At 40.7% G+C, this 25317-nt stretch carries 25 protein-coding genes and 1 pseudogene; 12 read left to right on the top strand and 14 right to left on the bottom strand.

Translation table 11 applies throughout. The annotated features are described in order from the left end of the window. Nucleotides 1-409: 409 nt before the first annotated feature. The 3 genes from FXV91_RS02780 (at nucleotide 410) to FXV91_RS02770 (ending at nucleotide 2646) form a co-directional block, all read left to right on the top strand. Entirely contained in the window at nucleotides 410-1297 is an 888-nt protein-coding gene (locus FXV91_RS02780) for a universal stress protein (RefSeq protein ID WP_229388100.1), read from the top strand. Continuing rightward, complete coding sequence (gene arsB, locus FXV91_RS02775; protein WP_275948896.1) at nucleotides 1275-2342, top strand: ACR3 family arsenite efflux transporter; 1068 nt, start codon at nucleotides 1275-1277, stop codon at nucleotides 2340-2342. The genes FXV91_RS02780 and arsB overlap by 23 nt, the downstream gene beginning before the upstream one ends. 67 nt (nucleotides 2343-2409) lie before the next feature. Next, on the top strand, nucleotides 2410-2646 hold the full coding sequence (locus FXV91_RS02770) for a hypothetical protein (RefSeq protein ID WP_229388098.1): 237 nt from the start codon (nucleotides 2410-2412) through the stop codon (nucleotides 2644-2646). Between the two features lie 31 nt (nucleotides 2647-2677). Here FXV91_RS02770 and FXV91_RS02765 read toward each other — a convergent pair whose 3' ends face one another. After that, nucleotides 2678-3058 carry a carboxymuconolactone decarboxylase family protein gene (locus tag FXV91_RS02765; RefSeq protein ID WP_229388096.1) on the bottom strand — a complete coding sequence of 127 codons (381 nt, stop codon included), beginning with the start codon at nucleotides 3056-3058 and terminating at the stop codon, nucleotides 2678-2680. 348 nt (nucleotides 3059-3406) lie between these two features. Between FXV91_RS02765 and FXV91_RS02760 the strand changes: the two genes are divergently transcribed. Continuing rightward, entirely contained in the window at nucleotides 3407-3727 is a 321-nt protein-coding gene (locus FXV91_RS02760) for a hypothetical protein (protein ID WP_229388094.1), read from the top strand. Nucleotides 3728-4145: 418 nt separating this feature from the next. On the opposite strand, the gene FXV91_RS02755 is transcribed toward FXV91_RS02760, so the two are convergent. From FXV91_RS02755 to FXV91_RS02735, 5 genes are all read right to left on the bottom strand, one after another. Then, complete coding sequence (locus FXV91_RS02755; RefSeq protein WP_229388092.1) at nucleotides 4146-4667, bottom strand: permease; 522 nt, start codon at nucleotides 4665-4667, stop codon at nucleotides 4146-4148. After that, nucleotides 4664-5116: a permease gene (locus FXV91_RS02750; RefSeq protein WP_229388090.1), complete on the bottom strand. Its 453-nt coding sequence runs from the start codon at nucleotides 5114-5116 to the stop codon at nucleotides 4664-4666. The genes FXV91_RS02755 and FXV91_RS02750 overlap by 4 nt, the downstream gene beginning before the upstream one ends. Nucleotides 5117-5463: 347 nt before the next feature. Further along, entirely contained in the window at nucleotides 5464-5940 is a 477-nt protein-coding gene (locus FXV91_RS02745) for a permease (RefSeq protein WP_229388088.1), read from the bottom strand. A 221-nt stretch (nucleotides 5941-6161) separates the two neighbouring features. Next, nucleotides 6162-7940 (bottom strand): hypothetical protein, encoded by a 1779-nt coding sequence (locus tag FXV91_RS02740; protein WP_229388086.1) that lies wholly within the window; start codon nucleotides 7938-7940, stop codon nucleotides 6162-6164. A gap of 39 nt (nucleotides 7941-7979) precedes the next feature. Further along, entirely contained in the window at nucleotides 7980-8678 is a 699-nt protein-coding gene (locus FXV91_RS02735) for a methyltransferase domain-containing protein (protein ID WP_229388084.1), read from the bottom strand. Between the two features lie 803 nt (nucleotides 8679-9481). Here FXV91_RS02735 and FXV91_RS02730 point away from each other — a divergent pair. The 4 genes from FXV91_RS02730 to FXV91_RS02715 all read left to right on the top strand — a co-directional run bounded on the left by FXV91_RS02730 (nucleotide 9482) and on the right by FXV91_RS02715 (nucleotide 11534). Further along, complete coding sequence (locus tag FXV91_RS02730) at nucleotides 9482-9787, top strand: hypothetical protein (protein WP_229388083.1); 306 nt, start codon at nucleotides 9482-9484, stop codon at nucleotides 9785-9787. A gap of 69 nt (nucleotides 9788-9856) precedes the next feature. Then, complete coding sequence (locus tag FXV91_RS02725) at nucleotides 9857-10015, top strand: hypothetical protein (protein WP_229388081.1); 159 nt, start codon at nucleotides 9857-9859, stop codon at nucleotides 10013-10015. A 46-nt stretch (nucleotides 10016-10061) separates the two neighbouring features. Further along, nucleotides 10062-10451, top strand: coding sequence for a metalloregulator ArsR/SmtB family transcription factor (locus FXV91_RS02720; RefSeq protein ID WP_229388079.1), 390 nt, complete (start codon nucleotides 10062-10064; stop codon nucleotides 10449-10451). A 144-nt stretch (nucleotides 10452-10595) separates the two neighbouring features. After that, complete coding sequence (locus tag FXV91_RS02715) at nucleotides 10596-11534, top strand: permease (protein ID WP_229388077.1); 939 nt, start codon at nucleotides 10596-10598, stop codon at nucleotides 11532-11534. A 313-nt stretch (nucleotides 11535-11847) separates the two neighbouring features. On the opposite strand, the gene FXV91_RS02710 is transcribed toward FXV91_RS02715, so the two are convergent. Continuing rightward, a complete protein-coding gene (locus FXV91_RS02710) occupies nucleotides 11848-12492 on the bottom strand; it encodes a cytochrome c biogenesis CcdA family protein (protein ID WP_229388075.1) in 645 nt (214 codons plus the stop codon). 4 nt (nucleotides 12493-12496) lie between these two features. Beyond that, a complete protein-coding gene (locus FXV91_RS02705) occupies nucleotides 12497-12973 on the bottom strand; it encodes a thioredoxin family protein (RefSeq protein WP_229388073.1) in 477 nt (158 codons plus the stop codon). Between the two features lie 495 nt (nucleotides 12974-13468). On the opposite strand from FXV91_RS02705, the gene FXV91_RS02700 reads away from it, so the two are divergent. Next, nucleotides 13469-13828: a metalloregulator ArsR/SmtB family transcription factor gene (locus tag FXV91_RS02700; protein ID WP_229388071.1), complete on the top strand. Its 360-nt coding sequence runs from the start codon at nucleotides 13469-13471 to the stop codon at nucleotides 13826-13828. Between the two features lie 694 nt (nucleotides 13829-14522). On the opposite strand, the gene FXV91_RS02695 is transcribed toward FXV91_RS02700, so the two are convergent. From FXV91_RS02695 to FXV91_RS02685, 3 genes are all read right to left on the bottom strand, one after another. Then, entirely contained in the window at nucleotides 14523-14864 is a 342-nt protein-coding gene (locus FXV91_RS02695) for a carboxymuconolactone decarboxylase family protein (protein ID WP_229388069.1), read from the bottom strand. A gap of 76 nt (nucleotides 14865-14940) precedes the next feature. After that, nucleotides 14941-15105: a hypothetical protein gene (locus FXV91_RS02690; protein ID WP_229388067.1), complete on the bottom strand. Its 165-nt coding sequence runs from the start codon at nucleotides 15103-15105 to the stop codon at nucleotides 14941-14943. A 200-nt stretch (nucleotides 15106-15305) separates the two neighbouring features. Then, complete coding sequence (locus FXV91_RS02685; protein WP_229388065.1) at nucleotides 15306-15845, bottom strand: N-acetyltransferase; 540 nt, start codon at nucleotides 15843-15845, stop codon at nucleotides 15306-15308. Between the two features lie 250 nt (nucleotides 15846-16095). Between FXV91_RS02685 and FXV91_RS02680 the strand changes: the two genes are divergently transcribed. The 3 genes from FXV91_RS02680 (at nucleotide 16096) to FXV91_RS02670 (ending at nucleotide 19928) form a co-directional block, all read left to right on the top strand. Then, entirely contained in the window at nucleotides 16096-16953 is an 858-nt protein-coding gene (locus FXV91_RS02680) for a DUF1638 domain-containing protein (RefSeq protein WP_229388063.1), read from the top strand. A gap of 320 nt (nucleotides 16954-17273) precedes the next feature. Continuing rightward, nucleotides 17274-17699: a hypothetical protein gene (locus FXV91_RS02675; RefSeq protein ID WP_229388061.1), complete on the top strand. Its 426-nt coding sequence runs from the start codon at nucleotides 17274-17276 to the stop codon at nucleotides 17697-17699. A gap of 510 nt (nucleotides 17700-18209) precedes the next feature. Continuing rightward, nucleotides 18210-19928 carry a DEAD/DEAH box helicase gene (locus FXV91_RS02670; protein WP_229388059.1) on the top strand — a complete coding sequence of 573 codons (1719 nt, stop codon included), beginning with the start codon at nucleotides 18210-18212 and terminating at the stop codon, nucleotides 19926-19928. A gap of 333 nt (nucleotides 19929-20261) precedes the next feature. Here the strand turns inward: FXV91_RS02670 and FXV91_RS02665 are convergent, their stop codons facing one another. The 3 genes and pseudogenes from FXV91_RS02665 to FXV91_RS02655 all read right to left on the bottom strand — a co-directional run bounded on the left by FXV91_RS02665 (nucleotide 20262) and on the right by FXV91_RS02655 (nucleotide 25189). Continuing rightward, the gene (locus FXV91_RS02665; RefSeq protein ID WP_229388057.1) at nucleotides 20262-20963 is read right to left on the bottom strand and encodes a class I SAM-dependent methyltransferase; all 702 of its coding nucleotides are present in this window, start codon (nucleotides 20961-20963) and stop codon (nucleotides 20262-20264) included. 250 nt (nucleotides 20964-21213) lie between these two features. Further along, nucleotides 21214-22515: a glutathione-independent formaldehyde dehydrogenase gene (locus FXV91_RS02660; RefSeq protein ID WP_345945460.1), complete on the bottom strand. Its 1302-nt coding sequence runs from the start codon at nucleotides 22513-22515 to the stop codon at nucleotides 21214-21216. Between the two features lie 448 nt (nucleotides 22516-22963). Further along, nucleotides 22964-25189, bottom strand: a pseudogene (locus tag FXV91_RS02655) (DUF3160 domain-containing protein). Between the last annotated feature and the right edge of the window lie 128 nt (nucleotides 25190-25317).

Here is a 25317-nt window from a genome sequence, read left to right as displayed (position 1 = left end):
TCTTTTGGATTATTTTTCCTTCTTCTTTATTCTAGCCTTTTTATTCCGATTTTCAGAGTCCCTTTGTCCCGGTTGTTTTTTTATCCGGCTATTATCTTTATCCGAGATCCATTTATCCTGTTATATGTTATTTCTTTTCTTATCCCGGTATTTTTTATCCCGTTTTCGATTATTCCTTATTTTTTATCCTATATTCTTTTATTTTAGATCCTGTCAACGCTTCTACCTGCTTTTTGCCCGAAAACAGAGTGTCTGCATGGCTTGTGTCTGCATGGCTTATTTATACTGACAGAAGGATACTTAAAAATAGGTTGAAGGAAAGTAGGTTTGAAGGGGACGCCAAAATGAGCTTTAAAGGGACAGTTTAGTGAAAGCGCTAACATTGTATCCTGAGATAGGGGGCACCAGATTGATTGAAACAGTACTTGTTCCTGCGGACTTTACAATAGAAACGGAAGATTTGCTCGGCTGCATAGGGGAACTTAAAAACGCCGGCCTGAAGAAAGTTATCCTGCTGCATGTGGTGGACATACATAAGAGCCAGGGGCTTGCCCCTATGTTTGAACGAAATGCAGAGAAGAGAATTGAAGATTATGCAGGCTTTGCCAGGGAACTTGAAATTGAAACCGAAACCCTGGTGATAGTAGGAGATATAAGAAAGACAATTGCAGAGGTTGCAGACCGAAAAGATGTTGATGCGATAATAATGGGAGCCACAACTAAAGGATTCATAAAGGGAAAGCTCCTCGGAAGAACTACGGAATACATAGCACGCAGTTCAAAGAAAATACTTCTGGTTGAAAAGTACGACGCTCTGAAAGAAGGAAAAGAAGTTTATGAGAAGGCATGCAGGGCAACTTTCTCCAAAGTCCTTGTGCCTCTCGACTTTTCAAAAGAGGCAATGAAAGCGGTAGAACAGCTTCAAGAGTTTGAAGGGATAGTAAAAGAGGTTCTGCTTCTGCATGTAATAGATGATATAAAAGATATGGACCTGGTGGATGAACAGAGAGCAGAGGCAAAAGAAAAGCTCAGGAGAATAAAGGAACGGCTTGCAGGCATAAAGAGCCAGTTCCTCGTCGTTGAAGGAATTCCATCAGATGAGATAGTAAAATTTGCCAGCATAGAAGATGCCACCCTGATCATGCTGACTGCCCGTGGGAAAGGGACTTTGATGGACCTGCTGCTCGGGAGCACGGCAGAAAGCGTACTCCGAAAAACCACAAAGCCCGTGCTGATTATCCCTGCAAGCAAAGAGTTTGAGGGAGAAGATTGGGATGAGGGGGAAGAATATGCCTGAGGGCGATGAAGAAAGGGAGCTGGATTTTTTTAGTAAATATCTTTCTTTATGGGTCGCAATCTGCATTATTCTCGGAACCGTAATAGGCTATCTATTTCCAGGTTTTGCGGGAACCCTTGGGGGTATTGAGATTGCAAACGTCTCGATCCCGGTGGCTGTTGTACTTTTGATCATGATGTACCCCATTATGCTTAAAATTAATTTTGAAGAAATCCTGAAAGTTGAAGCAAATCTTAAACCCCTCCTCCTTACACTGGTTGTAAACTGGGCAATCAAGCCCTTTACAATGGCTTTTGTTGCATGGCTTTTTATGCGCGTATTCTTCGAATCACTGATCCCTGCCGACCTTCAGGCGCAATATATTGCAGGCATGATCCTGCTGGGCCTTGCCCCCTGTACGGCTATGGTGCTTGTCTGGACATATCTTGCAAGAGCCAATATTAATTATGCTTTGATTCAGGTCTCGGTAAATGACCTTATTATTCTGGTCCTTTTTGCTCCGCTGGGAAAGTTCCTCCTGGGGGTCACAACTGATTTTCCGGTTCCTCTTATGACAATCTTCGTCTCTGTCCTGTTTTATGTGGCAATTCCTCTCGGCCTTGCTGTGCTGACAAGGCAGGTTGTGATAAGGAAAAAAGGTGTTACCTGGTTTGAAAATAACCTCATCCGAAAAACTCAATGGATCACTCCTGCCGGACTTTTAATAACTCTGGTTCTGATTTTTATATTCCAGGGAAATAACATTATAAATTACCCCCTCCACATCCTTCTGATCGCAATTCCCCTCGTACTGCAGACTTACCTGATCTTCGCGATCGGGTACGCAGGAGCAAAATACCTGAGAATCCCCTACAGAGAAGCTGCGCCTTCAACTTTTATAGGTGCCAGTAATTTCTTTGAACTGGCAGTGGCAGTAGCCTTAATCCTTTTCGGAATGGAATCCGGGGCTGCTCTTGCAACCGTTGTTGGAGTGCTTGTAGAAGTGCCTGTTATGCTTTCCCTTGTGAAAATTATGGACAGGAAAAGGGAAAAATTCAGGTTCTGATCGAAAAAAAGAGAAAACAAGAAGCAATACGGAAACGAGCAGAAAGCAAAAAAGTACAAAGGGAAAAGTGGAAAGGGAAGAGTATAAAGGGAAAAGTACAAAGGGAAAAGTGGAAAGGGAAGAGTATAAAGGGAAAAGTACAAAGGGAAAAGTGGAAAGGGAAGAGTATAAAGGGAAAAGTACAAAGGGAAAAGTGGAAAGGGAAAAGTACAAAGGGAAAAGTACAAAGGGGAAAAGTAGAAAGGGAAAAGTGGAAAGGGAAAAGTACAAAGAGGAAAGTAGAAAAAACTGTAAAGTTAGCTGATGAGTTCGAATTCAAAGCTTCAGCTCTTTATTCAGTTTCCGCAGCAGCACCCTTTCTCTGTTTCGGATTTCTGTTCTTCCTTTTTCTCTTTTTCCGGCACCTCAGGCTTTTTCTCTCCAAAGACAATGTCATAAACGTTTTCGCCGTAGATGTTTGTCCAGCCTAACTGAGAACCTCCGGCTATAAACATAGCAACAGCGATTGATTCGGCAATTTCTTTCTTGCTTGCCCCGTGAGCAACAGCCCTCTGGGAATGTACATCAACACAGAACTGACAGCGCATAAGGACTGAGGAGGCAATTGCTATAAGTTCCTTGGTCTTGCGGTCAAGTTCTCCACCTTCAAAGATAGAATCTCTCAGTTTTCCGAATGCTTCAGCAGTATCAGGAAGTATTTCGTTCATGAATGGCATTTTATTCCTCCACTTAATTCTACAATCTTAGTTTATAAAATACAGAAAGTCACATATCAAGTTTCATTGATATTCAAAACATCAATATTAAAAGAAAGATAATAAAAAAGAAATAGAAAAAAGTCCTTGTAGAATACTCAGGGAAAATTTTAGAGCTCATCCCAAAACAAATTTTATTCTAAAATCCTTAAAGTTTCAGAACTATTTTCCACGATCAGAAGCTTGATTGATTATTCGGAATTTGAAATTCAGAGGTGCGATTTTGAGTTTTGAGGTCAGCTCTTAAAGAATCTCGAAATCCACGATAAAAGAAGAAATCGTAAGCGAATAATAGATAAAGGTGACAGATTGACCGAAATTACAGTAAATTCTACGATCTGCGGTTTTACCCATAAAATTAAGGGGAGCATGAAAGGCGACAAGATTATTGTAGATATCGAAACCCCATGTGAAAAAATAAAAAAGCTTTCGCATATGGAAATTCCCATGATGGAAACTCTGGATATCAAGAATAATTATGTGATTGATAGAGCACAGAAAGCCCAGTGTTCCTCAAACTGCCTGGTGCCCTGTGCTGTACTTAACCTCTGCAAGCTGGAAAGTGGTTTTATGGCAAGGTCTCTTGCAAAAAAAGCGGGTAGCATCAGTATCGAATTCAATAGTGTCTGAAATTGTATATCAATATCAACTTCGCTTACTTTGGAAGATAATCTTTTTAATTGGATAGGATTTTGTATATTAATATCAACTTCGTTTACTTTGGAAGATAATCTTTTTAATTGGATAGGATTTGAGGACTGGTTGCTTTGCAAACCACTTTCCAGTTTTTATAATTTCTACATTACGGCATACTTTGGGTTTGTAGAAGCTGAGTAACAGCATTTTTTAACACCTTACCCTGTTCCTACCCTGTTCAAAATCAAGTAATTTCTCATGTTGCTCTTTGCACTTCGATCTTGGGAATACTATTATTGTTTCATAATATGTGCTTACTGCATATTCTTTTCCTTTTTAATCCGAAGTCCTGGAACTCAGAGAGAAATAATATAACCAATATTTTAGACCGTATAGTTTGGTCTTTGAGTTTTCATGTTTTGACTTCTTCAACTTTAAAGTTACTTCCAACGATTTTCTCCATCATGTATCCTACGAGTATAAACAGCGGCAGTGCTATTAGTGTCCTTAAAACCGTAAATTTTATCCCCAGATAACCTATCTCTATCCCAAGCATAGGTAACTTCATGGATGAAAAAGCTCCTAAATAAATGAAAATGTTTCTTACAGATGCACCTTTTTTGCATAAAATATACGCAACCGGGAATGCCCCATAAAGCGGCCCTGCCTGAAGCATTGCCAGCAAGATAACTAAAAAAATGCCTTTAACTCCGGATTCTTTACCTATATGCTTCTCAAGCGCTTCTTTTGGAACCCAAACATCAAAGAGTCCGATTATTATGAACAGGAAGGGAATAAATGAAATCATTTCTAAAAAGAATTCATTAAAATTGGAGTATATAACAAGACCTGGCTTAAATCCTATGAAATATGAACCTATAGAAAAGATAACAAACAGTATAACCCATATATAGTTTTTCAGGTATTTCTTCACATTAACCAGCCCATAAAAATGCCTATTATTATTGCCGCAATTAGATTCAAAAAGTTCCTCAGTATTGCGGCTTTCTTGCCAAAATATTTTATTTCAAGAGGCAATGTGACAACTCCTACCATCATCATTGTAGTCATAAAAACTGCAACGACAGCATAAGTTGCACCCTGCTGAAGTAAAGTAGCAGCCAGGGGATATGAGATAAAACCTGGTATCAGAGTAATTGACCCGATAAATGCAGCTATCCCAAAACCATACCACCCAGAATTAGCTCCAAGATAACGCACAATTAAAGGTTCAGGGATGAAGAAAAGCATTATGCTTATAAGAATTAAAATATTGAGGAACGGATGAAGAATATTGAAGAGCATTCTTCCGCCCTTCTTCAGACCAAGAAATGTCTTTTCTCTATCTAAAACGAAGGATAAAAGTAAACTTACCCCGGTCAACAATCCAAAGATAAATGTATTGCTAAACACCATTTTTCTCCGACCATCTGGGAATGTACATGATTTTCCGCCAGGAAACGAGAAACGACTTCATGATATTGAGATGTGTTGATAAATCCGTAAATTAGCTTTTTCAGGCTCGAAATTTCAATTCCATTTCAGTTTTCATAACGATATCCGCCTCGTTTTCCGGTTCTTCAGATCTTTCCTCCCAAAAAATAGGCCCATACATGTTTCTACCATACATGTCTATCCAGCAGAACCGTGAACCTCCGGATGTCCTAAGGACTTCAGGAAGCATACCGTTCTGTATATACACAAAATTTTTCTTATCCTTATGTTCCCGTTTAATAGTAAAGTGGGCTCCGATTATCTCTCATTTGTCTAAAATTCAAGGCATTCCTTTCTATTGCTGGTTTTTGACTAAAATATTTATTTTCAAAAAGCAATGCGATAATTCCTACCACCAGTACAGCAGTTATAAAAACTTCAATAAGAGTATATGTTATGCCTGGCTTAAGTAAAGTACAGGTAATGGGATGTAATAAGAAAACGGGTAGCTGGGTAATTGATCCAGAAAGTGCAGATGTTCCAAAACCATACCAGCAAGAATTGGCTCCAAGATAACATACAGCTAAGGAGTTAGGGACGAAGAAAAGTATTATTTTTATAAGGATTAAAATATTGAAGAAATGAAAAAGAGCTTTAAAGAGCTTTTTTTTGACTTTATTTAAGCTAAGAGGTATCTTATCTCTCTCCGAAACAAAAAATCGAAATAAACTTCCCCCTTTCAAAGACCAAAATATAAAAGTGTTACTAAACATTACTCTTCTCCGATTGTTTGGAAATTGCCCGGATTTTGCTCTTTGATGCATAACTTCTATTATTATTTCAAATAAATTTGAAATAACATATATAAAGCTTTCTATTTCAAATCAATTTGAAATAAGCTACTTAAACTTCCAGATATGAAAAAGGATGCAGGAATATGACATAATTCTTTATGGGTCAGTTGTGCACAAGTTATTATGTTTATGCAAAGTGTTCAAACAGGAAATTGTTCAAATATATAATAGGTATGGTCGTTTTCGACCCGGAATGTAATCGATTTGTCCTGCTCTATTGTATAATGGAGAAATTTATCTGATGTGCTATCGCAGACCCGAGTATACTCTCCAGATCTTATATTTACATTTACCAGGGCATAAGAGCTGTTTGTATGCGCCTTAAACATAGTAGAGTTCTCAGTATATTGCAGGATGTCAAAAATAGCCTCACAGGTATTGCGATTTATTTGGCCGTAATCATAAAAAGAGACTATGGATGCGTTGTTAGAATTGTAATTGTCCACCCAGCTTCGGAATTTTGAACTGCTAATTGAGTATTTTATGGCTGGCTCCAGATCAAGTTCATGGGTGAAAGCCGGATACACCATGCCTGCCCTGGATGCCGGTTCCCACCATGCCCAGGTATCGTCATCCAGGTTCCCAACATCTTTTTCCGCATGAATTCCCGAGTCCCCGTTTCTCCAGAACATCCCCAGGTTCTCATACGCGTAAATGGCATGCGCAACATTGTCCCTGTTTCTCATGGAGCACCAGCTTGTTGGTTTTCGCCCGATTTTCTCATGAACATACAGATATCCCTCATCCATTACTTTATAAGCCTGCTCAGGAGGAAGGTTATTCAATTCTTCAGAATAGTGCACCCCTGCATCCCAGGAATCATTGAAAACCAGACTGCGCAGGTATTCAAGATCGGGCTCACTGCACTGTTCAAGAAGCTCGATATCAAACCAGATTGTTCCTCTGTTATTTTTGCTGTTAAGATAACGTATACCCTGCTCGGTTGTATTTCGAACATGAGGACCATCAAGTCCGAAAGGAACTAACCTGCCATCTCCAATTGCGGTTATGAATTTTCGGTCTGCTCTCTGGCTGATATTGTTTACATTGACATCAATGTACGTTCCTTTTCCAGTGATAAAAGCTGTGAACTTGATATACCCGTTTGAAAAATCAACATATGGCAGTCTCTGCCTCTCAGAATTATAAAAAGGAGTCAATATATATTTACCATCTTTCGTAGAGATGGTATTTGTCTTGTTGCATCCATCAAATGTAATTTCAAAATCCAATTTCTCTGCGGCATTCCCGATGTGTATGGAGTCAAAACCGAGATCTCCAGAAGAGTTTTCAAAATAACTTTTTAAAATAACCTTCTTGTTTATTTCCTGAATTATCAGTTTTGAACCCGGGCTGTTAAGTTCAACAAAACTATGGTTATCATCCGTATTTACATCCATTGAGATCTGGTAGGTACATTTAACCATTGGCGTAAGCCCGCAGATGTAGAGGGATCCGGCCTGTCTTGGCTGCCCACGATAGTGAATAAGTGGAAGAGAAGCGGTTTCGCAGAACCTGTGAGCATCTGAAATCTCCATTAAATTTCCGGAGTGCCTGTGTATTCCAGAACTGACAGAACCAACGATAGTATCTGCAACCGGAAGTAAACTGCAAGGAGATAAACAGGGGCTTCGTGTAGTTTTATATTTTAGCCCTTTTGAAATACTGCTATTAAAAAGAATCTGCGGCCTCAGTGTCCCATAAATTGTTGAATATAGCCGATCATAAATCTTGCTCCCCTGAAGTTTTGCAATGAAAATATTATTCGGAATACTGCTGGTTTTAGAGTAATCCTGCGAAAACAGGGTGATGAAACCCTGATTAATATTTTCAGGGCTTTCCGGATTAACTGTGCCAGGGGAAACGTCAATTCCTCCAATGCAGAATAACTGGATAATAGCTGGGAAGAAATGCCTCAAACGACCGAAAGAACTGTGCTAATTGATACACCGCTGTACTCATGATATTATTGCATGGTACTTGTATTCGTAATACATGGACTGTACGTACTCCATATCAAAACCATGTTTATTTGCAATACTTTCTATTGTACAGGGCTTGTGAGTATATCCTAGAATATCTTTTGGGCGATTTTTCAAGATTGCTGATATAATGGTGAGAACTTCAAAACCTATTTTGCGAAAGATTTTCCAGCATCCGGCATCTCGTGAGAATAGCCCTATTTTCCATAATGGATATAAGCGAGGATCAAGTACGTCAAAAAAGACTATTTTACCCCCTTTATTTAGATGCCTTGACGCATTGGCAATAAATTTGTCAATTTCTTCATCTGTGAGGTACTGAATCACCCCAGCTGCAGTTATCCGGTCAAAGGAGGAATCAAGCTTCTCCCAGACAGTTTTATCGTCAGCAAGGATTAAATCTATATTTCCATGATTTCTTTCCCGGATTTTTTTACTTGCTTCATCAAGCATTGATGCGGAGAAATCGACTCCTACAAGTTTTTCATATTCCGGTGCATAATAAACCAGGAGCTCTCCGGCACCGCAACCAAAGTCAAGAAGTGTTTTGCCCCCATCCAGATGAAAGAGTTTTTCTTTAGCTTCTTTGAAAAGGAATTGCTCAGCTGAAGACCTGTGACCTCCGCTTCTCCTATTTGCAAAGAATTCTTCCCAGACATTTTTTGGTTTTGACATTTCATACCCCTGAGTCTTAATTATAATACTTTTCTCCATACGACCAGGGCTTTACACGGATAATTTAGTTGGTGTTTAAGCTCGCTGATTTTTTCTCCAAGAGAAGAGAATAGTTAATTTCACTCATTTGCACATAAATACTTATAGATTTCGGACTAAATATCCTTTTTCCTATATTATTAAATTTTTATAACTTTATTGCTTTCACCCTTTGTTTTTAAAAATCGCAACCGCTGAAGCTCGATTGATATGAAACTGGAGAGATACTTGAATGTGACTAATTTTGCTCTCGAGCGTACGATATCCAGAGTTATTTCAAAGGTATTTGAAATAAGCTATATAAAAATTTCGCTATAAAATATGTTTGGAAGATATGGCTGAACATTCAATTAAAAAAATAGGAGATCACTTAAAACATTCAGCAGATCACTTAAAATATTCAGCAGATAACTGAATATTTTATGTATCTATTTCAGTAAGAGGAAACTGAATAATTTTATGGACCCATTTCATGTAGAGGGAAGATAGACTGAAAATGACAAACAATGGAAATGACAAACAATGGAAATGGCAAACAATGGAAATGGCAAACAATGGAAATAGCAAACAATGGAAATGAAACCGCAAGCGCATTTTTCCTCAAATACTTGTTAGCGGCATGGTCCTGAATTTTATTCATTCATTCCTTGGATAGAGGCATAATTCTTGTAAAACTACTTTTTGAATCCGGCATCTTTATATTTCATATCGATGTACTTAAATATAAGCATACTATGATTTGTTTTAAATTGAGGTGTACGTAAATGGGAAAATTAGGGAAAAACTTGCTTGGAAAGCTTGTTGGAAGCGATAAAAGTTGCTGTTGTTGCGGCCCTTCTATAGTAAGCGTCAAAAAAATAATGGTTGATGGCAAAGATATGGATATTGCCGGGATGGACGAGGAGCTTGAAAAATATCGTGCTGCTGGCAAGGCTCCAGAGGATATAAACAGCGAAGAACTTATGCGAAACCTTGCAAAAATAAATGAGATTTCAGAAGAAGAAATGGAAAAATTTAAAGTTGCAGTGCTGAAAGAATATAAAATATACTGGCAGGAGAAGAAAGTGTAGACATATCGATATAAATGGATATGAAATATTGCCACATCCTGATAAGAATATGGTTATGAGGTATCAGAGATGAACATTAAATGCTCAATCTGCGGAAAAGAAGACTCGTTATTCCGGGCTAATCATAGGGACCTGGGAGCCATAAAACTATGTGCAGGATGCTGGTCGAAAGAACATAGCAAGGAGAAGTTGCTTCCTTTAGAAGATAAAGGCAGCTGCTGCAGATGAATCAATAGGAACCGAAAGGAAATAAGATGTAAACAGGAGATCAGGTGTGGATAAAAGAAAGAGTGAAGTGGAAATAGAAAGATTGAAGCGTTTTATTTTTGATCGGGATCAGTTAGAGGTAAGGACGCAGAGACTCAGTTCTCTGGTAAATGGGCTTGATGAAGAGGCATTACATTCGGAATCCAGGATCTTTAAAGCCCTTGCGGATATAAATCGACTCAAGATTGTAAAATTATTGAAAGAAGGAGAACTCTGCGCCTGTGAAATAACGGTTGCCCTTTCCAATTCTCAATCCACTGTTTCCCACCATCTGTCTGTATTGAGAAATGTAGGCCTGATCAAAGAACGAAAAGAGGGAAAATGGTCTTACTTTCGCCTGTCGGATGGAGCAGTTATTGAGATGCTTAACCAGGCAAGGTTGCTTACTGAGGAGTAAAACTCTGGTAAAGTTCCCTTTTTAGAAGTAAAATTCGGAGAATTCGAGGGCAGAATTGAGCCCTTTGAAAACGGTTTAATTTTTAGAGGTGTCGGGTTCCGGAGAAAATCAGAATAATTTGGTTTCCAATAGCTGAAGCTTTGGGTGATTTCAAGGAAAAATAAATTTTGCAGGAAGATCAAGATGTTCTGGAATAATTTAATTGTAGCGGCCAATTTCTTCGTTGAAATCGCCGTAGAGCTTATTGTTTTATTTATAGGGATAACCTTTCTGGTGGGGCTGATCCAGGAGTATGTGCCGGAAGAAACCATAAAAAAAGCTATGGGAGGGAGGCACAAAGTAATAGGCAGCATATTTGGGGCAGGATTTGGTGCTCTCACCCCCTTCTGTTCCTGTTCAACCATACCGCTTCTCCTGGGAATGCTCAAGGCTGGTGTGCCTTTTGCTGCAGCAATGGCATTTCTGTTCTCATCGCCCTTGTTAAACCCGGTGATAATATCCCTGTTTATCATTTTACTGGGCTGGAAGATAGCTGCTCTCTATTTTGCCATTACCTTCGTGGCTACAATTGTTATTGGCCTCTTGCTTGACGGGCTTGGCTTCTCAAGTCAGGTTAAGTCGGTGGCCGTTGTACGAAACAGTTGTGATTGTAAACAGGCAACAGACGCGAAATCAAGAGTACAGAGGGCTGTAAAATTCGCATTTAGCCTGTTCCGTCAGCTAGTGCCTTATCTCCTTCTTGGAGCAGGTATCGGCGCATTTATTCACGGATTTGTACCCACGGATATTATCACCCGCCTTGCCGGACCGAACAATCCTCTGGCAATTCCTGTGGCTGCAATTGTCGGCATTCCCATCTATATCCGGGCAGAGACCATGATTCCCATTGGACTTGCACTCATTGAAAAGGGAATGAGCGTGGGAGCCGTCCTGGCATTGATAATTGGCGGCGCAGGAGCCAGCATACCCGAGTTGGCCCTTCTTTCAGCCATCTTCAAAAAAGGGCTGCTGGCAGCCTTCGTGGCGACAGTCTTCACCATAGCCATAGCTACGGGATATCTTGCAAATCTGCTGATACTATGAAAGCTGTCAAAAAAGAGCCAGGAATAGTTCAGGCAAACCCGGAAACCTAACATCATCTCCCAAAAATCCGGTAGACCCGGTCTTTATCTCATCTCTGACCTGCTGGAAGACCTTGAACTGGTTCCCCCTCAAACCCACACTGTGGCAGGGTCCCTGAAACTTCTGTTAGTTACTTCTCTTGCTTTGGAAGACTTGGTAGGAAGCTCTTGATGCATATTGCAAATAGCACAGGTTGAACTTCTCTTCTGTGCTACTTTTTCCTCTGTGTTACTTAGTGTTCAGGATGAAGTTTCACGTTTTCGAAGTAAAGGTCTCAGAAACTACTGAAGTGATTCTGATAGACCATAAAAAAGCCGACTGCCAGAATTATAAGGCCTGCAGCTTTTTTTAAGGGAAAACTGTGTTTTGAGAATCTCTGAAGCCTTGTGGAAGAAAAGTTTGCAGAATAAGCAACAAAAAGCATTGGAATAGAAAAGCCAATGGAATAGATAAAGAGCATCAGCGCTCCATACGTAACTTTACCTGAAACTGCGACCATTGTCAGGATAGACCCAAGTACTGAACCCACACACGGAAGCCAGACAATCCCTAGAGAAAGACCAAGCAAAAAGCCCCCGAAAAGCCCCTCCTTTTTGGAATTTGCAAGTGAAGAAAAATTTCCAAAAACATTGAAAATATTGAGGTCAAAGAGCAGTGAAATACCCATTGTGATCAGAAGAGCTTCGGCAAAGATATAAAGTAGATCGAGATAAGCCGTGAGTGTTGCTCCGAAAAGGGAGGTGATGATTCCCATGCTGGTAAAGGAAAGAGACAGCCCCAATACAATTGCAAAGGGCCTGAACTTTCCTTTTTCAGTTGAATAAGCAAAAACTGCCGGAATTACGGGAAGGATGCAGGGGGAGAGGACGCTGACAACCCCTGCAAAGAAAGCAGCAACCGGTAGAAAGTCGGAAAACATAGGTTTACTCCTCTATATTTCTGGATTCGATAGCTTTCTCAAGAGTCTCTGAAAGGGTTTCTTTATCAGCAACACCCAGGAACCTTGCACTCGCTCTCTCCGAACTTTTGCTTCCGTCCTGCCGTATGTACATGTACTTACCGTCCTCAATGCCTGTAATAATACAGGTATCCGGAATGACTCTTACTCCGAACCGTGCTGCAAATTCAGGGTGCTCTTTGACATCAATAATCATGATTGAAGCAGACTCCTTATACAGAGGAAGAAGCTCCGAAAGTACCTGTTCCTGCTTTTGACAGGGAATGCAGCTTTTAGACCCAAGTTTCAGCACAACAGGGCCTTTTGTAAGGGCTTCATCAATCTGGCTCAGATTCGTAACCTCAATCAACCCTGTTTCACTGCCGGAATCATCAACATCCGCGCAACCTGAGCTGAAAAGAAGAAAACAAAAAATCACCAGAAAGAAAAGCGATTTTTTCAAAAAGAGCGGAAACCAAAAAGAAAGACGTTTTTTAGTCTGTATATTATCTAATAGCTTCATTGTAATTCTCCAAAAGCCTTCAGGTTTTTAAGTAAGAAACAGTAAATGAAATATTTAAGATTAAAATGTTAATAAAGTTAATGTTAACAGTGTTATAAATATCTTGTCCGAGTTGCACATACACCACACATATGCAAAATAATCTAAAAGGTTAATATCAATTCAATGACGTTGTAAATAATGTTGTGACTTAAAAATTATGTAATTATCAGGGTATTCTGGCACCATTCATCCAAGAAAGTTTTCCTGGTTCTACCAATTGAATTCAGGATTTGTGATAATAAAGAACTGCAAGGTAGACATCAAGAAATCTTGATATGAGATCAATAAAGGACTCACAGTTAGAGAAAAAATCAAAATATAAATAATAATATGTTTGATATCAAACAAAATTGATATGAAAATCCTTATTTAGAAGCTTAACTTCTTTTATTTATGAGCTATTGCTGCCCTGCGGACCCCGAGAAAAAAAAGGAATGGGAAGAGAAAATGCTCCAGGAAATAGATTTTCTGGACAACGATATTAAAAAAGCCAGCGAAATATTCAGTGCTCTCGGGCATCCGATAAGATTAAAAATTGCTTATTTTCTCTCACAGAGAGAACACTGTGTCTGCGAGCTGATATTCAAATTAAACGAGAGGCAAAACCTTGTTTCCCATCACCTGTCTATCTTAAAAAACTGCGGAATCATCGAAGCCTATAACAGCTCAAAATGGCGGTTTTACAGACTGAACCCTGAATTTGCAGGTATTTTGAAGACTATATCTCAGATGCAAAATAAAAAGTCCGAATAAAAAAACCCTATCCTAAAAGCCCTTTTTTAATTCGCAGCTACTCCATGCTTTCCACCAGTTTACCTGATGATTCTTTAAAGAAGCAAAAAGAGCACGAAAGCAAGTGTTTTTATTCTTACCAGCAGTTTGTTCGCAGCTTTTATTTTTTAATTTTTCTCTTCTGTTTTGCAGCTCATTTTTTCTCTTCTTTTTTACGGGAAAGACTGCTCTTCTTCGTCGAGCGTGATAAGAACGACCCGATATAGCGAATAAGGCCGGGCGGATCAGAAACATTTGTAATTGAATTGTTCTTAATTTAGAGTCTATCCGAAAAGCCCTACTGCTCTAAACATTGTTATGCGGAAATGAGCACAGAAGCATAATCCTATTTTTTCTTATCATATTCTCGTAGTTGTGTCCAATTTTTCGTTTTGTTTTTACAGCACATTAGCTTGTATTGCGATTATTTTACTTTTCGGATAGGTTCTTAGTCCTCTTGAGCGAAACGGAGTGGAGCGAAAAGGACGCGTACTCCCGAGGCACAATTCGGGCGAGGCGCAATTCGGGTAAGCGCATTTTGGAAAATAAAATCTGTGATTTTATAAATTAGTCTGCTTGAGCGAGCGAAGCGAGTGAAACAGACCTCGTGCTCCCGAAGCGAAACTCGGGAAGCGAAACTCGGGAAGCGAAGCTCGGGCTGCTCCGCACTTGGCTTTTACTCCTCACAGCAACAGGAGCAGTCCTCTTCATCTTTATCTTTTTCAAAAATCTTGTCGTATATATTTTCACCATATATATTAGTCCAGCCGAGCTGCGATCCGGCAGCAACGAAGGTGGCAACTGCGATTGCTTCGGCAATTTCTTCCTTTGCAGCTCCTGCAGCAACTGCTCTCTGGGAATGTACATCAACACAGAACTGGCAGCGCATAAGGACTGAAGAGGCAACAGCGATTAGTTCTTTTGTTTTGATATCAAGGAAACTGTCCTTGAAAATAGAATTTCTCATCTGTCCGAAAGCTTCAGCGGTTTCAGGTAACATTTCATTTAAAAATGGCACTTAAATTCCTCCGGGTTAGTGAAAACGGAATAAATATATTCAAAACACGTAACATGTCTCAGTTACCAATCAGGGCTCAGCGCCCGGGCTTTCTGCATAGAGTAGTATTCCAGCGCATTTCACCGCTACGGGATTCGGACTTATGCGTGTATAGAAGGTCTTCGTCATCGTCAGGAGTATTTGTAGGGGTATTCTTTTCAGAATTTTCGTCCTCTGCCAGAGTGTCCTTTTTGTCTTCCATTATCCAGTCTCCTTAGCTCGATAGTTTTTAAGCAATGCTTAACTTCTGCTTAGTAAATATTGAAAATAAGACTTTAAAAACACGTGGGCGGGTATCAAAAATAATTGATGTAAAGAAACACCAAGTGGTGTATGATTTAAATATCAGGTAAAGCCTGTGAATAAAAAGTCAGGAAGATTAAAACGTGTCTCCGAGCTTTTTCAAACCCAGAGCCTGCACGCAGGGCGGGTCCAGCCCATCGGGATATCAGCTTCCAGTCTTCCGGTTTTGTCACAAATCCTGTTTTCAAGCCTGCCTTCAATATTAAAACCGAGTTTTTTATAGAATTCGATAGCTCTCTTATTGCTTTCCCTTGCGATAAGTTCGACCCTCATGATCTCAGGGTGCTTTGATTCCGTTTCCCTCAAAAGGGTTCTGAAGAGAATTTTACCTATCCCTTTTCCCTGATAGTCAGGATGCACTGCAATTGTCAGGTCGCTGAAGATATGTGCAAAAACCTTTATGCCGGGATTATAAGTATGGACCTCACCAATGAGAACTTCGGGATTTTCGGGATCCTCAATTGTCAGAATAATACCTGATTCAAGGCTTTTTTCAATGAAGTTCCTGACATATGCTTCCGTAACCTCATCGGCTTCCCTTGCGATTCCGCCCGAACGGGATGCAACAGTTCTGTAAAGGGCTGCAACTTTGTGCAGGTCCGAAGGTTTGCCTTCTCTGACAGCGTATTGTATTTCCATTTTATTCCGACCCCCTATTCTAAGAAAAAAATCCGTGTGCCAGTATTAAAGTATATCCGTACAGCACATTGAGAGAGCCTGGAGACACGTCGAATGATGAGTAAACCGGAAAGAGAAACAAAGAAGAAGAGGATTCAGGACATGGAAGTGACCATATCACGAAAATAACTAATATATAAACTGCATTATATATGTGCATATCAGGCTTTACTTGCGTCATTTATCACTTTTGAAAAAAGGGGAATTTGCTATGCCTATAATGACCATTATCGGGTGCAGGATTTTTGAAGACGAAGTCGTACACCTCATCGAAAAAGAATCCGGACTTGACAGGGTTATAGTTCTTAAGAACGAAAACAATGCAGGACTTATCAGGAAACTGGAAGAAAACGGGAATTCCTATATTGTTCTTCCAATTGAAGAAATCCGTAGAGTATTAGAAAGAAAAGAGAGAAATGAAGAGAGAAAAGGAGAAAAAAGGGAGGAAAGCAGCGGTTTAACCCTTGTCGTTAACCTGCTGGAGTTTGCACTTGATGGTTTTCCGGACAGATTGCGAGAAGCAGTCTATGAAACCATTGAAGATATGAAAAAGTACTCTGACGCAGTACTGCTCTTATACGGCCTTTGTGGAAATGTGCTCGGAAGCATTGAAAAAGATTTTGAAGCTTCAGGCTTTCCGGTCTTTATCCTGACCGATAGGGGAGGAGAAATTGTAGATGATTGTGTGGGAGCCGTGCTTGGGGGCAGGGGAGCTTTTCTTTCGAAACTGAAGTCAGAGGGAACTGGCACCTATTTTCTAACGCCCGTGGGAGCAGCTTACTGGAAAGAGATGCTGGTCGCATCAAGGATCACACCTGATCCGGAAAATATTGAAATGACAAAAATGGTTTTTGACTATTCAGGCTACAAAAATGTCGCTAAAGTGGATACAGGGCTTCATTACGAAAAAGAGTTCGAAACTAAAGTAAGAGAATTTGCAGAAAGTTTCGGGTTTGAGATTGTGGATATGGAAGGCAGTCCGGATCTGATTGAAAGGTGCTATGAAAGGGCTAGGGAAGAAGTCCTTAGAGGAAAAAAGAGAGGAAATGAGGAGGGAGATGCTCCGTAAGGCATCCAGAAGCTTCTCCGATAAAGAGTAATTATGGAAAAAAATAATCGTAGCAGAAAGAATTAGTTAACCTTTTATTATTTCCTTTCACACCTATTATTCCGGAAAGATTAGAAACAGGTAAAAGAGAAAGTGAAATAGTAGAGGATATGGAATAATAGAGAATGTGAATAATAGAGAATGTGAATAATAGAGAAGTGTAAGTAATAGAGAAAATGAACAATAAAGAATATGAAATAATAGAGAAGAGTAAGTAACAGAGAAAATAAACAACAGAGAAAGTGAATAGTATAATAAATAGCAGGAGATGACCCTTGTAGATGGATACCTCTTCTTTTAACTCCGGCTCCGAAACGAACTATGACAAGCAGTGGGCTTTTGAGATTGCATATTTTATCCAGCACACGGGCACAATTCTGCAGAATCTGGGAAGTTTTTTGAACACCGGGGACTATGTTGAAGCCCGGGTACTGGCTGCAGAGATGAAACAGAGAGCAGAGTATGAAAAAACTCTCCAGCCCGATTTCAGGACTTCGGATTATTTTGTACAGGCTCGCAGGCTGTTTAACAGCTTTCTGGATGAGTGCGTAAATTTTGCAGAACTCCTGAGGGTCACAACCATCCAGGAAGAAACAGGATGCGAAGAGCTGCTGGACAAACCTGAGCAGATCAGAAATTCCATAGACAGGTTGAACCTTTTAAAGGAAATGCTGACAGACGAGCTTCATCTTAAGGGCTGGTACTGAGTCAGCCGTGACCTGTAAGAATTAGTATATTTAAAAGACAACAGGTTTTTTATTCTGGACCTGGAAACTTTCAATCGCGAATTTCCCCTGATTTCAAAGCTTCTTCTGAGAGATTACTGCCCGAAAGGTAGCAAAGAATTATATACAGGAAAGGGGTGTAGTGTGTATCCACTGGAGTAAAAGACCACTGTCTAATTACTCATTTGCCTGTATCACGGGGAAGAATTCAAAAGTGTCCGGAACTTATCCAAGAAAGCCATTTTTTTGCTGTATAAGTTTATGAATATTAATTCTGAATTTCCCTGGTTTTAGGCAACTTTTCGCAGTCCCGGGGAGATCAACCATTTATACGGCATGTTTACCTGTTTTTAGCGGTATCATGTACCTGTGTTGATAAGTGGACTTTTCCGTAAAGGAAACTGCCGGGCATGCTGCAGACAGTATGCAAACAGCAGGTCTGCAATCTGCAAGACCTGTAGAAAAAATAATTGTAAATTATAGAGTGAGTATATGGAAAAATTAGCAAAATTTAAGGCGCTTGGGCTCTCGGACAGTACATTGAAAGCCCTCAAAAAGAAAGGGTTTGAAGAACCAACCCCGATTCAGGAAAAGGTCATCCCGCTTTTTTTGAAAGGAGAATCTGATATTATAGGGCAGGCTCAAACAGGCACAGGAAAAACGACAGCCTTTGGAGCCCCCATTATAGAAAAAATTCCTGAGAAATCAGGACACGTTCAGGCAATAATCCTGACCCCTACAAGGGAACTCGCAATCCAGGTTTCAGAAGAGCTTAACTCCATAAAAGGAGATAAAAAGCTATTCATCGTCCCTATATACGGCGGGCAGTCCATGACACAGCAGCTTCGCGTGCTGAAAACCGGTGTGGACATTGTTGTAGGGACTCCGGGAAGGGTCATTGACCACATAGAAAGAAAGAGCCTCAATCTCGAACATATTTCGTATTTCGTACTTGATGAAGCCGACGAAATGTTGAACATGGGCTTTATTGACGACATAAAGGAAATCTTAAAGGCAACAGGGCCGAATAAAAGGATGCTTTTCTTTTCAGCCACAATGCCAAAGGCAATCCTTGGAATCGTCAAGAAGTACATGCAGAACTACGAGCATATTACAATTGAGAAAGAAGAGCTTACTGCAACCCTGACCGAACAGATCTATTTTGAAGTTCAGGAAAGCGATAAGTTTGAAGCTCTCAGCAGAATCATCGATATCGAAGACGAATTCTACGGGCTCGTTTTCTGCCGGACAAAAACCGACACCAGCCAGCTTGCCCAGAAACTCAGCGATAGAGGTTATTTAGCCGATGCCCTGCATGGAGACCTCTCCCAGCAGGAGCGGGAGAAAATCCTGAATAAGTTCAGGAAGCAGAAAATAAATATTCTCGCAGCAACCGATGTTGCAGCAAGAGGCATCGATATCATGGACCTGACCCATGTCATCAACTATTCCCTGCCCCAGGACCCTGAGTCCTATGTGCACAGAATCGGAAGGACAGGAAGGGCAGGCAAACAGGGAACTGCTATCACTTTTGTTACATCCACGGAGTTCAGGCGGCTTACCTACATAAAAAAGACTTCAAAGTCCGAAATGAAAAAGGGACGCCTCCCCGAAATAAAAGATGTAATAAAAGCCAAAAGGACGAGAGTAAAAGCCGAACTTGAAGATACTATAAAGACAGAAGAATATGGCGACTGCCTTGAGATGAGCGAAAAACTTCTTGAGGAGTACCCTGCAGAGAAAATTCTGGCTGCTCTTTTGAAATACGCTTTCAAGGAAAAGTTCGACGAGAGCATGTACACGGAGATTTCCGGCGGCAGCTCCTATGTTGACAAAAAAGGCAAAACCAGGCTATTCATAGCCATGGGAAAAGTCGACGGTATGAGCCCGGAGAAACTGGCATATTTCATCCAGGAAGAACTCGGGGACAGCGAACTGATAATAAGGGACGCAGAGATTTTCCCGCACTTCTCCTTCATATCCATACCCTTTGCCCAGGCTGAAGCCCTGCTCGAAATCTTCAAAAACAAGAGAAGAGGAAGTAAACCCTTCGTGGAACTTGCCCAGAAATCCAGGGGAAGAAGCTCCGGCAGTCCAAATAACGGAAGCAGCAGAAGCGGTGGAAGCAGAAGCGGTGGAAGCAGCGGAAGCAGCGGAAGTGGTGGAAGTAGGCCCAGAAGCGAAAGCAGGCCAAGAAGTACGAAAAAATAATTACTTCCTTTTTTAAATTTTACTTTTTCAGGGTTCCCGAGGCTGCAAAGCTTCAGGGAGTCCGGCAAATTTCGGGTGTATATTTCATAATCCTGATCTTTATTTTTAGATAAGTTTTTTTCTTTGACCGGTAGTTGTTTTGTTTTGTTTTGTTTTGTTTTGTTTTGTTTTGTTTTGTTTTGTTTTGTTTTGTTTTGTTTTGTTTTGTTTTGTTTTGTTTTGTTTTGTTTTGTAGTGAGCCGCTTGAAGTTACAAAATAGATTCTTAATGTTTTCACCAGTGGATTTGTCCCGTTAACAAATAAATGAAGTTCCGCATAGCAAATGGATAGTATTATTTAATGCAGTAAAAACCAGCCTGCATGTAAGAGTACCAGAACAACTCCACGGTCTTGAACCCTGTTTCTCTCAGCAGTTTCAAATGTTCTTCGACAGTTAGGGGGAAATACTCCGTATCGAAGCGTTCAAGATGTTTCTCTATCTCTTCCTCGTTCCTCCCGCGGGCTAACTGAAAATTGCCCCAGTATCGTTTTCCTATGGTGACACCCTCTTCCGTTAGTGGCCTGATATTCTCGAAAGTAATGTAGATTCCATCGTCCTTAAGCAGATCATAACATACTCTGGTGGCTTTTGTCCTGTTTTCGCGGTTAAGATAGTGATGGCACTGTATAGCAGTAATGACGTCTGGTTTTTCCTCAAATTTATGAGAGAATTCCTGGGTAGGGGAAGCTTTCAGAAATTCCAGCCTTCCGGCAGGGCAGGAGGATAGTTTTTGCTTTGCCTGCTCCAGCATTCCTTCCGAAGGGTCAAGTAAAAGGAATTTTGTAGAGGGAAACTCCCTGATAGCTTTGTTGATCAGGGAGCCCGTTCCGCATCCGGTATCCATCCATACATTCGGGCTTGAGGGAAGCGATTTGACAAGGCTTATAGTTTCCTGATGAAAGGACGAATAGTAAGGGAGAACATCAGAGATCCGAGCATCGTAATCCTCAGGAAGATGAGGAGTAGCGTTCTGGGTAGGTTTTGTAAAAGTCATAGCAGTAAATTCCTTATAATTCATCTTAAACTCATTATTTAATTGAAGGCTATTCTATTTTTAGGACGTGAAGTAATAATGGTTTTCCTTAAAAGAACACCATCCACTACACCCAAACCCCAATTCAAGCCTCAGAAATCATATAATAATAGAATTTACGCTTATTCAATAAAAAAGTAAAATAATAATCGCATAACCGCTTCAGGTTTCAAGCAATCCAAAAGAAAAATTGAAAAATAAATTTAAAAACTCATTTTTCAAATTGAATTGTCACCTTTGTAAAGCCTTCCGTGCGTTGAGCAAATTCTCTGTAAGCATCAGGCGCTTCTTCTATGGAAATCTTGTGGCTTACTATAAAGCTGGGCTTTGCCACTCCTGCAATTATCATGTCTCTGAGCATAACAATGGTCTTCTTCACCGGAGTCTGGCCTGTCCCAACGGTTAAGCCTTTTTCCCAGAGCTGTCCAAAAGGCAGAATGTACTCTCCTTTCTTGGCACGTTCATTGTAAGCTCCAGGGTCATCCGCCGTATAAACCCCGATAATTCCAAGGTGGCCTGTGGGATTGACTAACCTCACCAGGTCGCTTATCACCTGGGTTGGGTTCTCTCTTGAAGGGTCACTCCTGTCCCTAGCCTGATAGCCGACTGCATCTATGCCGCACATGACTCCTTTCATTTTCTCCTCACCTGGTAACAACGACTGCACAATTGAAGGGTTTCCGGCCCTTAACATCTGTATCATGGTTACCGGGTCACTCTTGGCAATATCAATGTCGGCACCTATACTCTTAGCAAGGTTCTCTACACTGGACACTATTCCCTGTAGCTTTTCCTCGCCTGGCAAGATAGTATCCACGGCTGAGTGCTGAGATCTTAACGCCTCAATCATGGCTACCGGGTCACTCAGGGTAAAATCGATAGGTATAGCACCTATACTCTTCGCCAGCTTCAACCTCTCAGGTATATAATCGACCACAAATACCTGGCCTGCCCCCTGCAGCAACGCGGAATAAGCTGCGAGCAAACCTACGGGTCCCGCCCCGAAAACCGCTACAGGCAATCCGGGCTGCACCATGGCAAGCTGTGTGGCGAAAAAGCCTGTGGGGAAGACATCAGCCAGCATGACAAAATCATCCTCCCATTTATCTCCAGGCGAGCCAGGAAGTTTGGTGCAATTGAGGTCGGCAAACGGCACTCTCAGCAACTCAGCCTGTGCCCCTTTATACGGGCCCATTTTGGCATATCCGAAAGCTCCACCCGCATTTTCGGGATTAACAGTCAGGCAGGCGCTGGTAAACCCCCTGATACAGTTTATACAATGCCCACAGGAGATGTTGAAAGTGACGACCACCCGGTCTCCTTTCTTAAAGGAGGACACAGCATCTCCCACTTCCTCTATGACTCCAAGAGGCTCGTGCCCCAGCACTTTACCCGGCTTTTCAATAGTTCTTCCCTGATACATATGAAGGTCGCTTCCGCAAATACCACTTGAGGTAATCCTGACTATAGCATCTGCAGGATGCTCTATCTTTGGATTTTCTACCTCTTCCACAGCAACCTTATTCGGTCCCCTATAAACAACAGCTCTTATAAAATCACCCCGATCTGATAAGGGTCCTCTGCCTGTAAAGGTTTTCTACTAACTTTTTACACCTGTTCTTCAAATACAGAGTAACCTTTACTATAATAGCTATTTTTATAATAGTTACATTATAAAAAGTGTCTGAAGTTATATATCTGTTGCAGAATTTAATTTAAGGGTCTTAAAATACAGTATGTGTTTAACAAGCAGTAATTATCCAGACCTTATTCCTGGCCAGGTTCTTTAACTGCTCCTTACAGGCTCTTTAAGTGCTCCCCATACAGTAACAAAGGAGGCAAGAAAATCATAGAATTTTAAAGCTTCTTCTTTAAATCCCTGTAAGTTTGCAGGGAGTATGACGGATTCTTAAAAAGAAAAAATGGATGAAAAAGATAAGCTATCAAAGATAGCACATTTTTTACACCCTAAAAGACTCAACCCATTCAGGCCTTTCAGGAGGATCATTTGCCAGCATTTCTCTCCACTCTTCATCAGTCAATCTTTCCCCCGAGGGCTGCCAGAATTCATAATAACTCATTACAGGCCCTGCTCCGAGCACGATCCTTCCGTCAGGCTGTTTATACGCTACTATTATCAGGTCCAGTTTCCCGGTCCCTTCTTCCAGAACTTCGCCGGAAGACGTATAAACATCTGCAACCAGAATGGAGCTCTGGGACTTTATATCCACGTTCTCAAGCATTGGAGAAATGTTCTGGCCAAAATTTCTGATAAACTCATACTCTTCATCTGTCAGCTCTTTGTTTTCAAGTTCTTTAATCGAGATTTAGAGCAGTTTTTCAAGTGTATTTTCAAGAGTTGTGAAATCCTTATCCGACTTTTCATCAAGCACTTCCATTTCAGCTAGCCCGGTATGTGCCATTTTAGTAAGGGCAAGCATTCTGGCATAGAACTCAGGTACTGGCTCAACATATCCCTGAACAGGCTTTTCTTCCGGAATACGGGGAGCACCCATGAAGTAGGTCTGCTTTGCATAGAGGATAGTATCATGCCTGAGTTCAGTCCATGAGGCAAGAGCTGTGTTAAGCTGCTTATCTTCCCAGGCTTCGGTCTGCATAAAGGTAGGATAACCTTCTGGATAACTTACAAGGAGAGGCTTTAAAGCATACAATTGAGACCAGTAGAGGTTTTTGTTCCAATCATCTTCATCAAAAGCTCCAAACTCATTTTCCAGAGAGAGGTAGCGGCTTTTGTATTCTTCATTTTCAGAAATACCCAAGTTTTTCAGGTATTCTTTAGCTCGTTCAGAACCAAGGAGATCCATGATATTCAGGGCAGGAGGATTGAGTCTCTGGAGAATATAAGAATCCGGTACATAGCGCTGACCCATAAACCTGAATCCTTTTGTGGCTTCAAGTGTCTTGTTTTCAGTTTCTGAGTCTGCCGGAATTATTTCCCCTGTTCCGCCGTAGAGTTTCGGGCCTTCATATCTTTCCAATTCTGTTTTCAGCGCTGTAAGATTATTGTTATCGAAACTTATTTCTTCTCTATTATTCCCAAAAACGGTATCCAGAGCTGTTGCATATTCATAGAGTCCAAGGTCATCGGAAAAACCGACATAGAAAGCTGTTACGTTGTAGATCCGGTCCCATCTATCCCGAAGGTTTTTGTCCTTATCAAAATGATCAGAAATCAAAAGAGCCTGTATGGTCTGAATTTTAGCTTCCTTTTCCAGACCTTCTGCAGCTAATTCTTCTACCGTTGATTCTTCTGCAGTGATCACGTCTGACTGAAGGAGCATACTTATTCTACCGTGCCACATCATGGCCTTGAAGTAATTCTTCAAGATTTCCGAGTGAGTGTAGTGTCCTCTGGGCACATACTGAGAATAGTCTTCCTCATAACTGAAAATTGGAGAGGCTGCAAAGCCTTCGTGAGCTTCTATCAAGCGTATTTCGGCTTCTACATCATCTTTTACGAATGAAGGAACTTCGACACTATATTGTTTCATATCCCGAGGATCGAAGGGTATAACTTTTTCTGGATTTTCCCATGACTGCTCTGTTTGTTCGGGTTTCGGCTGGAGAAGACTCAAAGCAACGGCAAAGTAGACAACATTTTTTCTTGCAGCTTCTGTTATTTCTTCAGAATCATTGTCCTTCACTGACATGTTATAATCATCTATTGAGGCTTCAAGCAGAGCTTTGTCAAGATTCCAGAGTTCATCGTAAAACTCCTCTTCTTCTACCCGTTTTAAGGTCTCGTCAAACTGGATATGGTAAAGATGAAGAAGAGAATCTGATGTGATAAAAATAGGAACATCAGCTACTTTCAGATCCCTGTAAGTATAATTTACCAGTATCTGCCCTGTTGTGCGTAGGTTTTCGGTATTTCCATTTTCAATTACAACAAATCCATTTTTGAATAATAAATTCTTGCTTTTGTTCGTCAGAGAAATTTTCTGGGTGAAATTGTCATAATTTGCAATTTCGGAGGCCTGTAGAGGTAAAGAATAAGGGGAAACAATTGCTTCGAACTGCAGGCTTTTTTTACTGTAATATTCGGAAAAAGAGTTTTGCTTTTCAAGTTCAAGGGTAGTATTGGTCTTTTCTGAGAAGTTTTCCCCAAGAGCAGTTTCTACTGTAGTATTGGATGAACTGCCCTGATTGTCTGTTACTTCGTCCAGTTTGGCTTCTTTTATTGGTTCACTACTGCTGCCAATACAGCCGGATCCAGATATAAGTGCCGTCACCAGCAGGAAAATAACTATCAATGCCCTTATTTTCAAGTAAAATACCTCACATCTTGATTCAA

It is taken from the genome of Methanosarcina sp. DH2, from assembly GCF_020804225.1.
In the GTDB taxonomy this organism is placed as follows: domain Archaea; phylum Halobacteriota; class Methanosarcinia; order Methanosarcinales; family Methanosarcinaceae; genus Methanosarcina.
Note: the sequence above shows the minus strand (reverse complement) of the source record. Positions and strands in the feature narration are given on the sequence as shown.

Excerpts from the sequence above, each read along its gene's own strand:
- arsB (WP_275948896.1), top strand. The coding sequence starts at position 1,275 with ATGAGGGGGAAGAATATGCCTGAGGGCGATGAAGAAAGGGAGCTGGAT.
- FXV91_RS02765 (WP_229388096.1), bottom strand. The coding sequence starts at position 3,058 with ATGCCATTCATGAACGAAATACTTCCTGATACTGCTGAAGCATTCGGA.
- FXV91_RS02745 (WP_229388088.1), bottom strand. The coding sequence starts at position 5,940 with ATGTTTAGTAACACTTTTATATTTTGGTCTTTGAAAGGGGGAAGTTTA.
- FXV91_RS02735 (WP_229388084.1), bottom strand. The coding sequence starts at position 8,678 with ATGTCAAAACCAAAAAATGTCTGGGAAGAATTCTTTGCAAATAGGAGA.
- FXV91_RS02730 (WP_229388083.1), top strand. The coding sequence starts at position 9,482 with ATGGGAAAATTAGGGAAAAACTTGCTTGGAAAGCTTGTTGGAAGCGAT.
- FXV91_RS02725 (WP_229388081.1), top strand. The coding sequence starts at position 9,857 with ATGAACATTAAATGCTCAATCTGCGGAAAAGAAGACTCGTTATTCCGG.
- FXV91_RS02710 (WP_229388075.1), bottom strand. The coding sequence starts at position 12,492 with ATGTTTTCCGACTTTCTACCGGTTGCTGCTTTCTTTGCAGGGGTTGTC.
- FXV91_RS02700 (WP_229388071.1), top strand. The coding sequence starts at position 13,469 with ATGAGCTATTGCTGCCCTGCGGACCCCGAGAAAAAAAAGGAATGGGAA.
- FXV91_RS02690 (WP_229388067.1), bottom strand. The coding sequence starts at position 15,105 with ATGGAAGACAAAAAGGACACTCTGGCAGAGGACGAAAATTCTGAAAAG.
- FXV91_RS02685 (WP_229388065.1), bottom strand. The coding sequence starts at position 15,845 with ATGGAAATACAATACGCTGTCAGAGAAGGCAAACCTTCGGACCTGCAC.
- FXV91_RS02680 (WP_229388063.1), top strand. The coding sequence starts at position 16,096 with ATGCCTATAATGACCATTATCGGGTGCAGGATTTTTGAAGACGAAGTC.
- FXV91_RS02675 (WP_229388061.1), top strand. The coding sequence starts at position 17,274 with ATGGATACCTCTTCTTTTAACTCCGGCTCCGAAACGAACTATGACAAG.
- FXV91_RS02670 (WP_229388059.1), top strand. The coding sequence starts at position 18,210 with ATGGAAAAATTAGCAAAATTTAAGGCGCTTGGGCTCTCGGACAGTACA.
- FXV91_RS02665 (WP_229388057.1), bottom strand. The coding sequence starts at position 20,963 with ATGACTTTTACAAAACCTACCCAGAACGCTACTCCTCATCTTCCTGAG.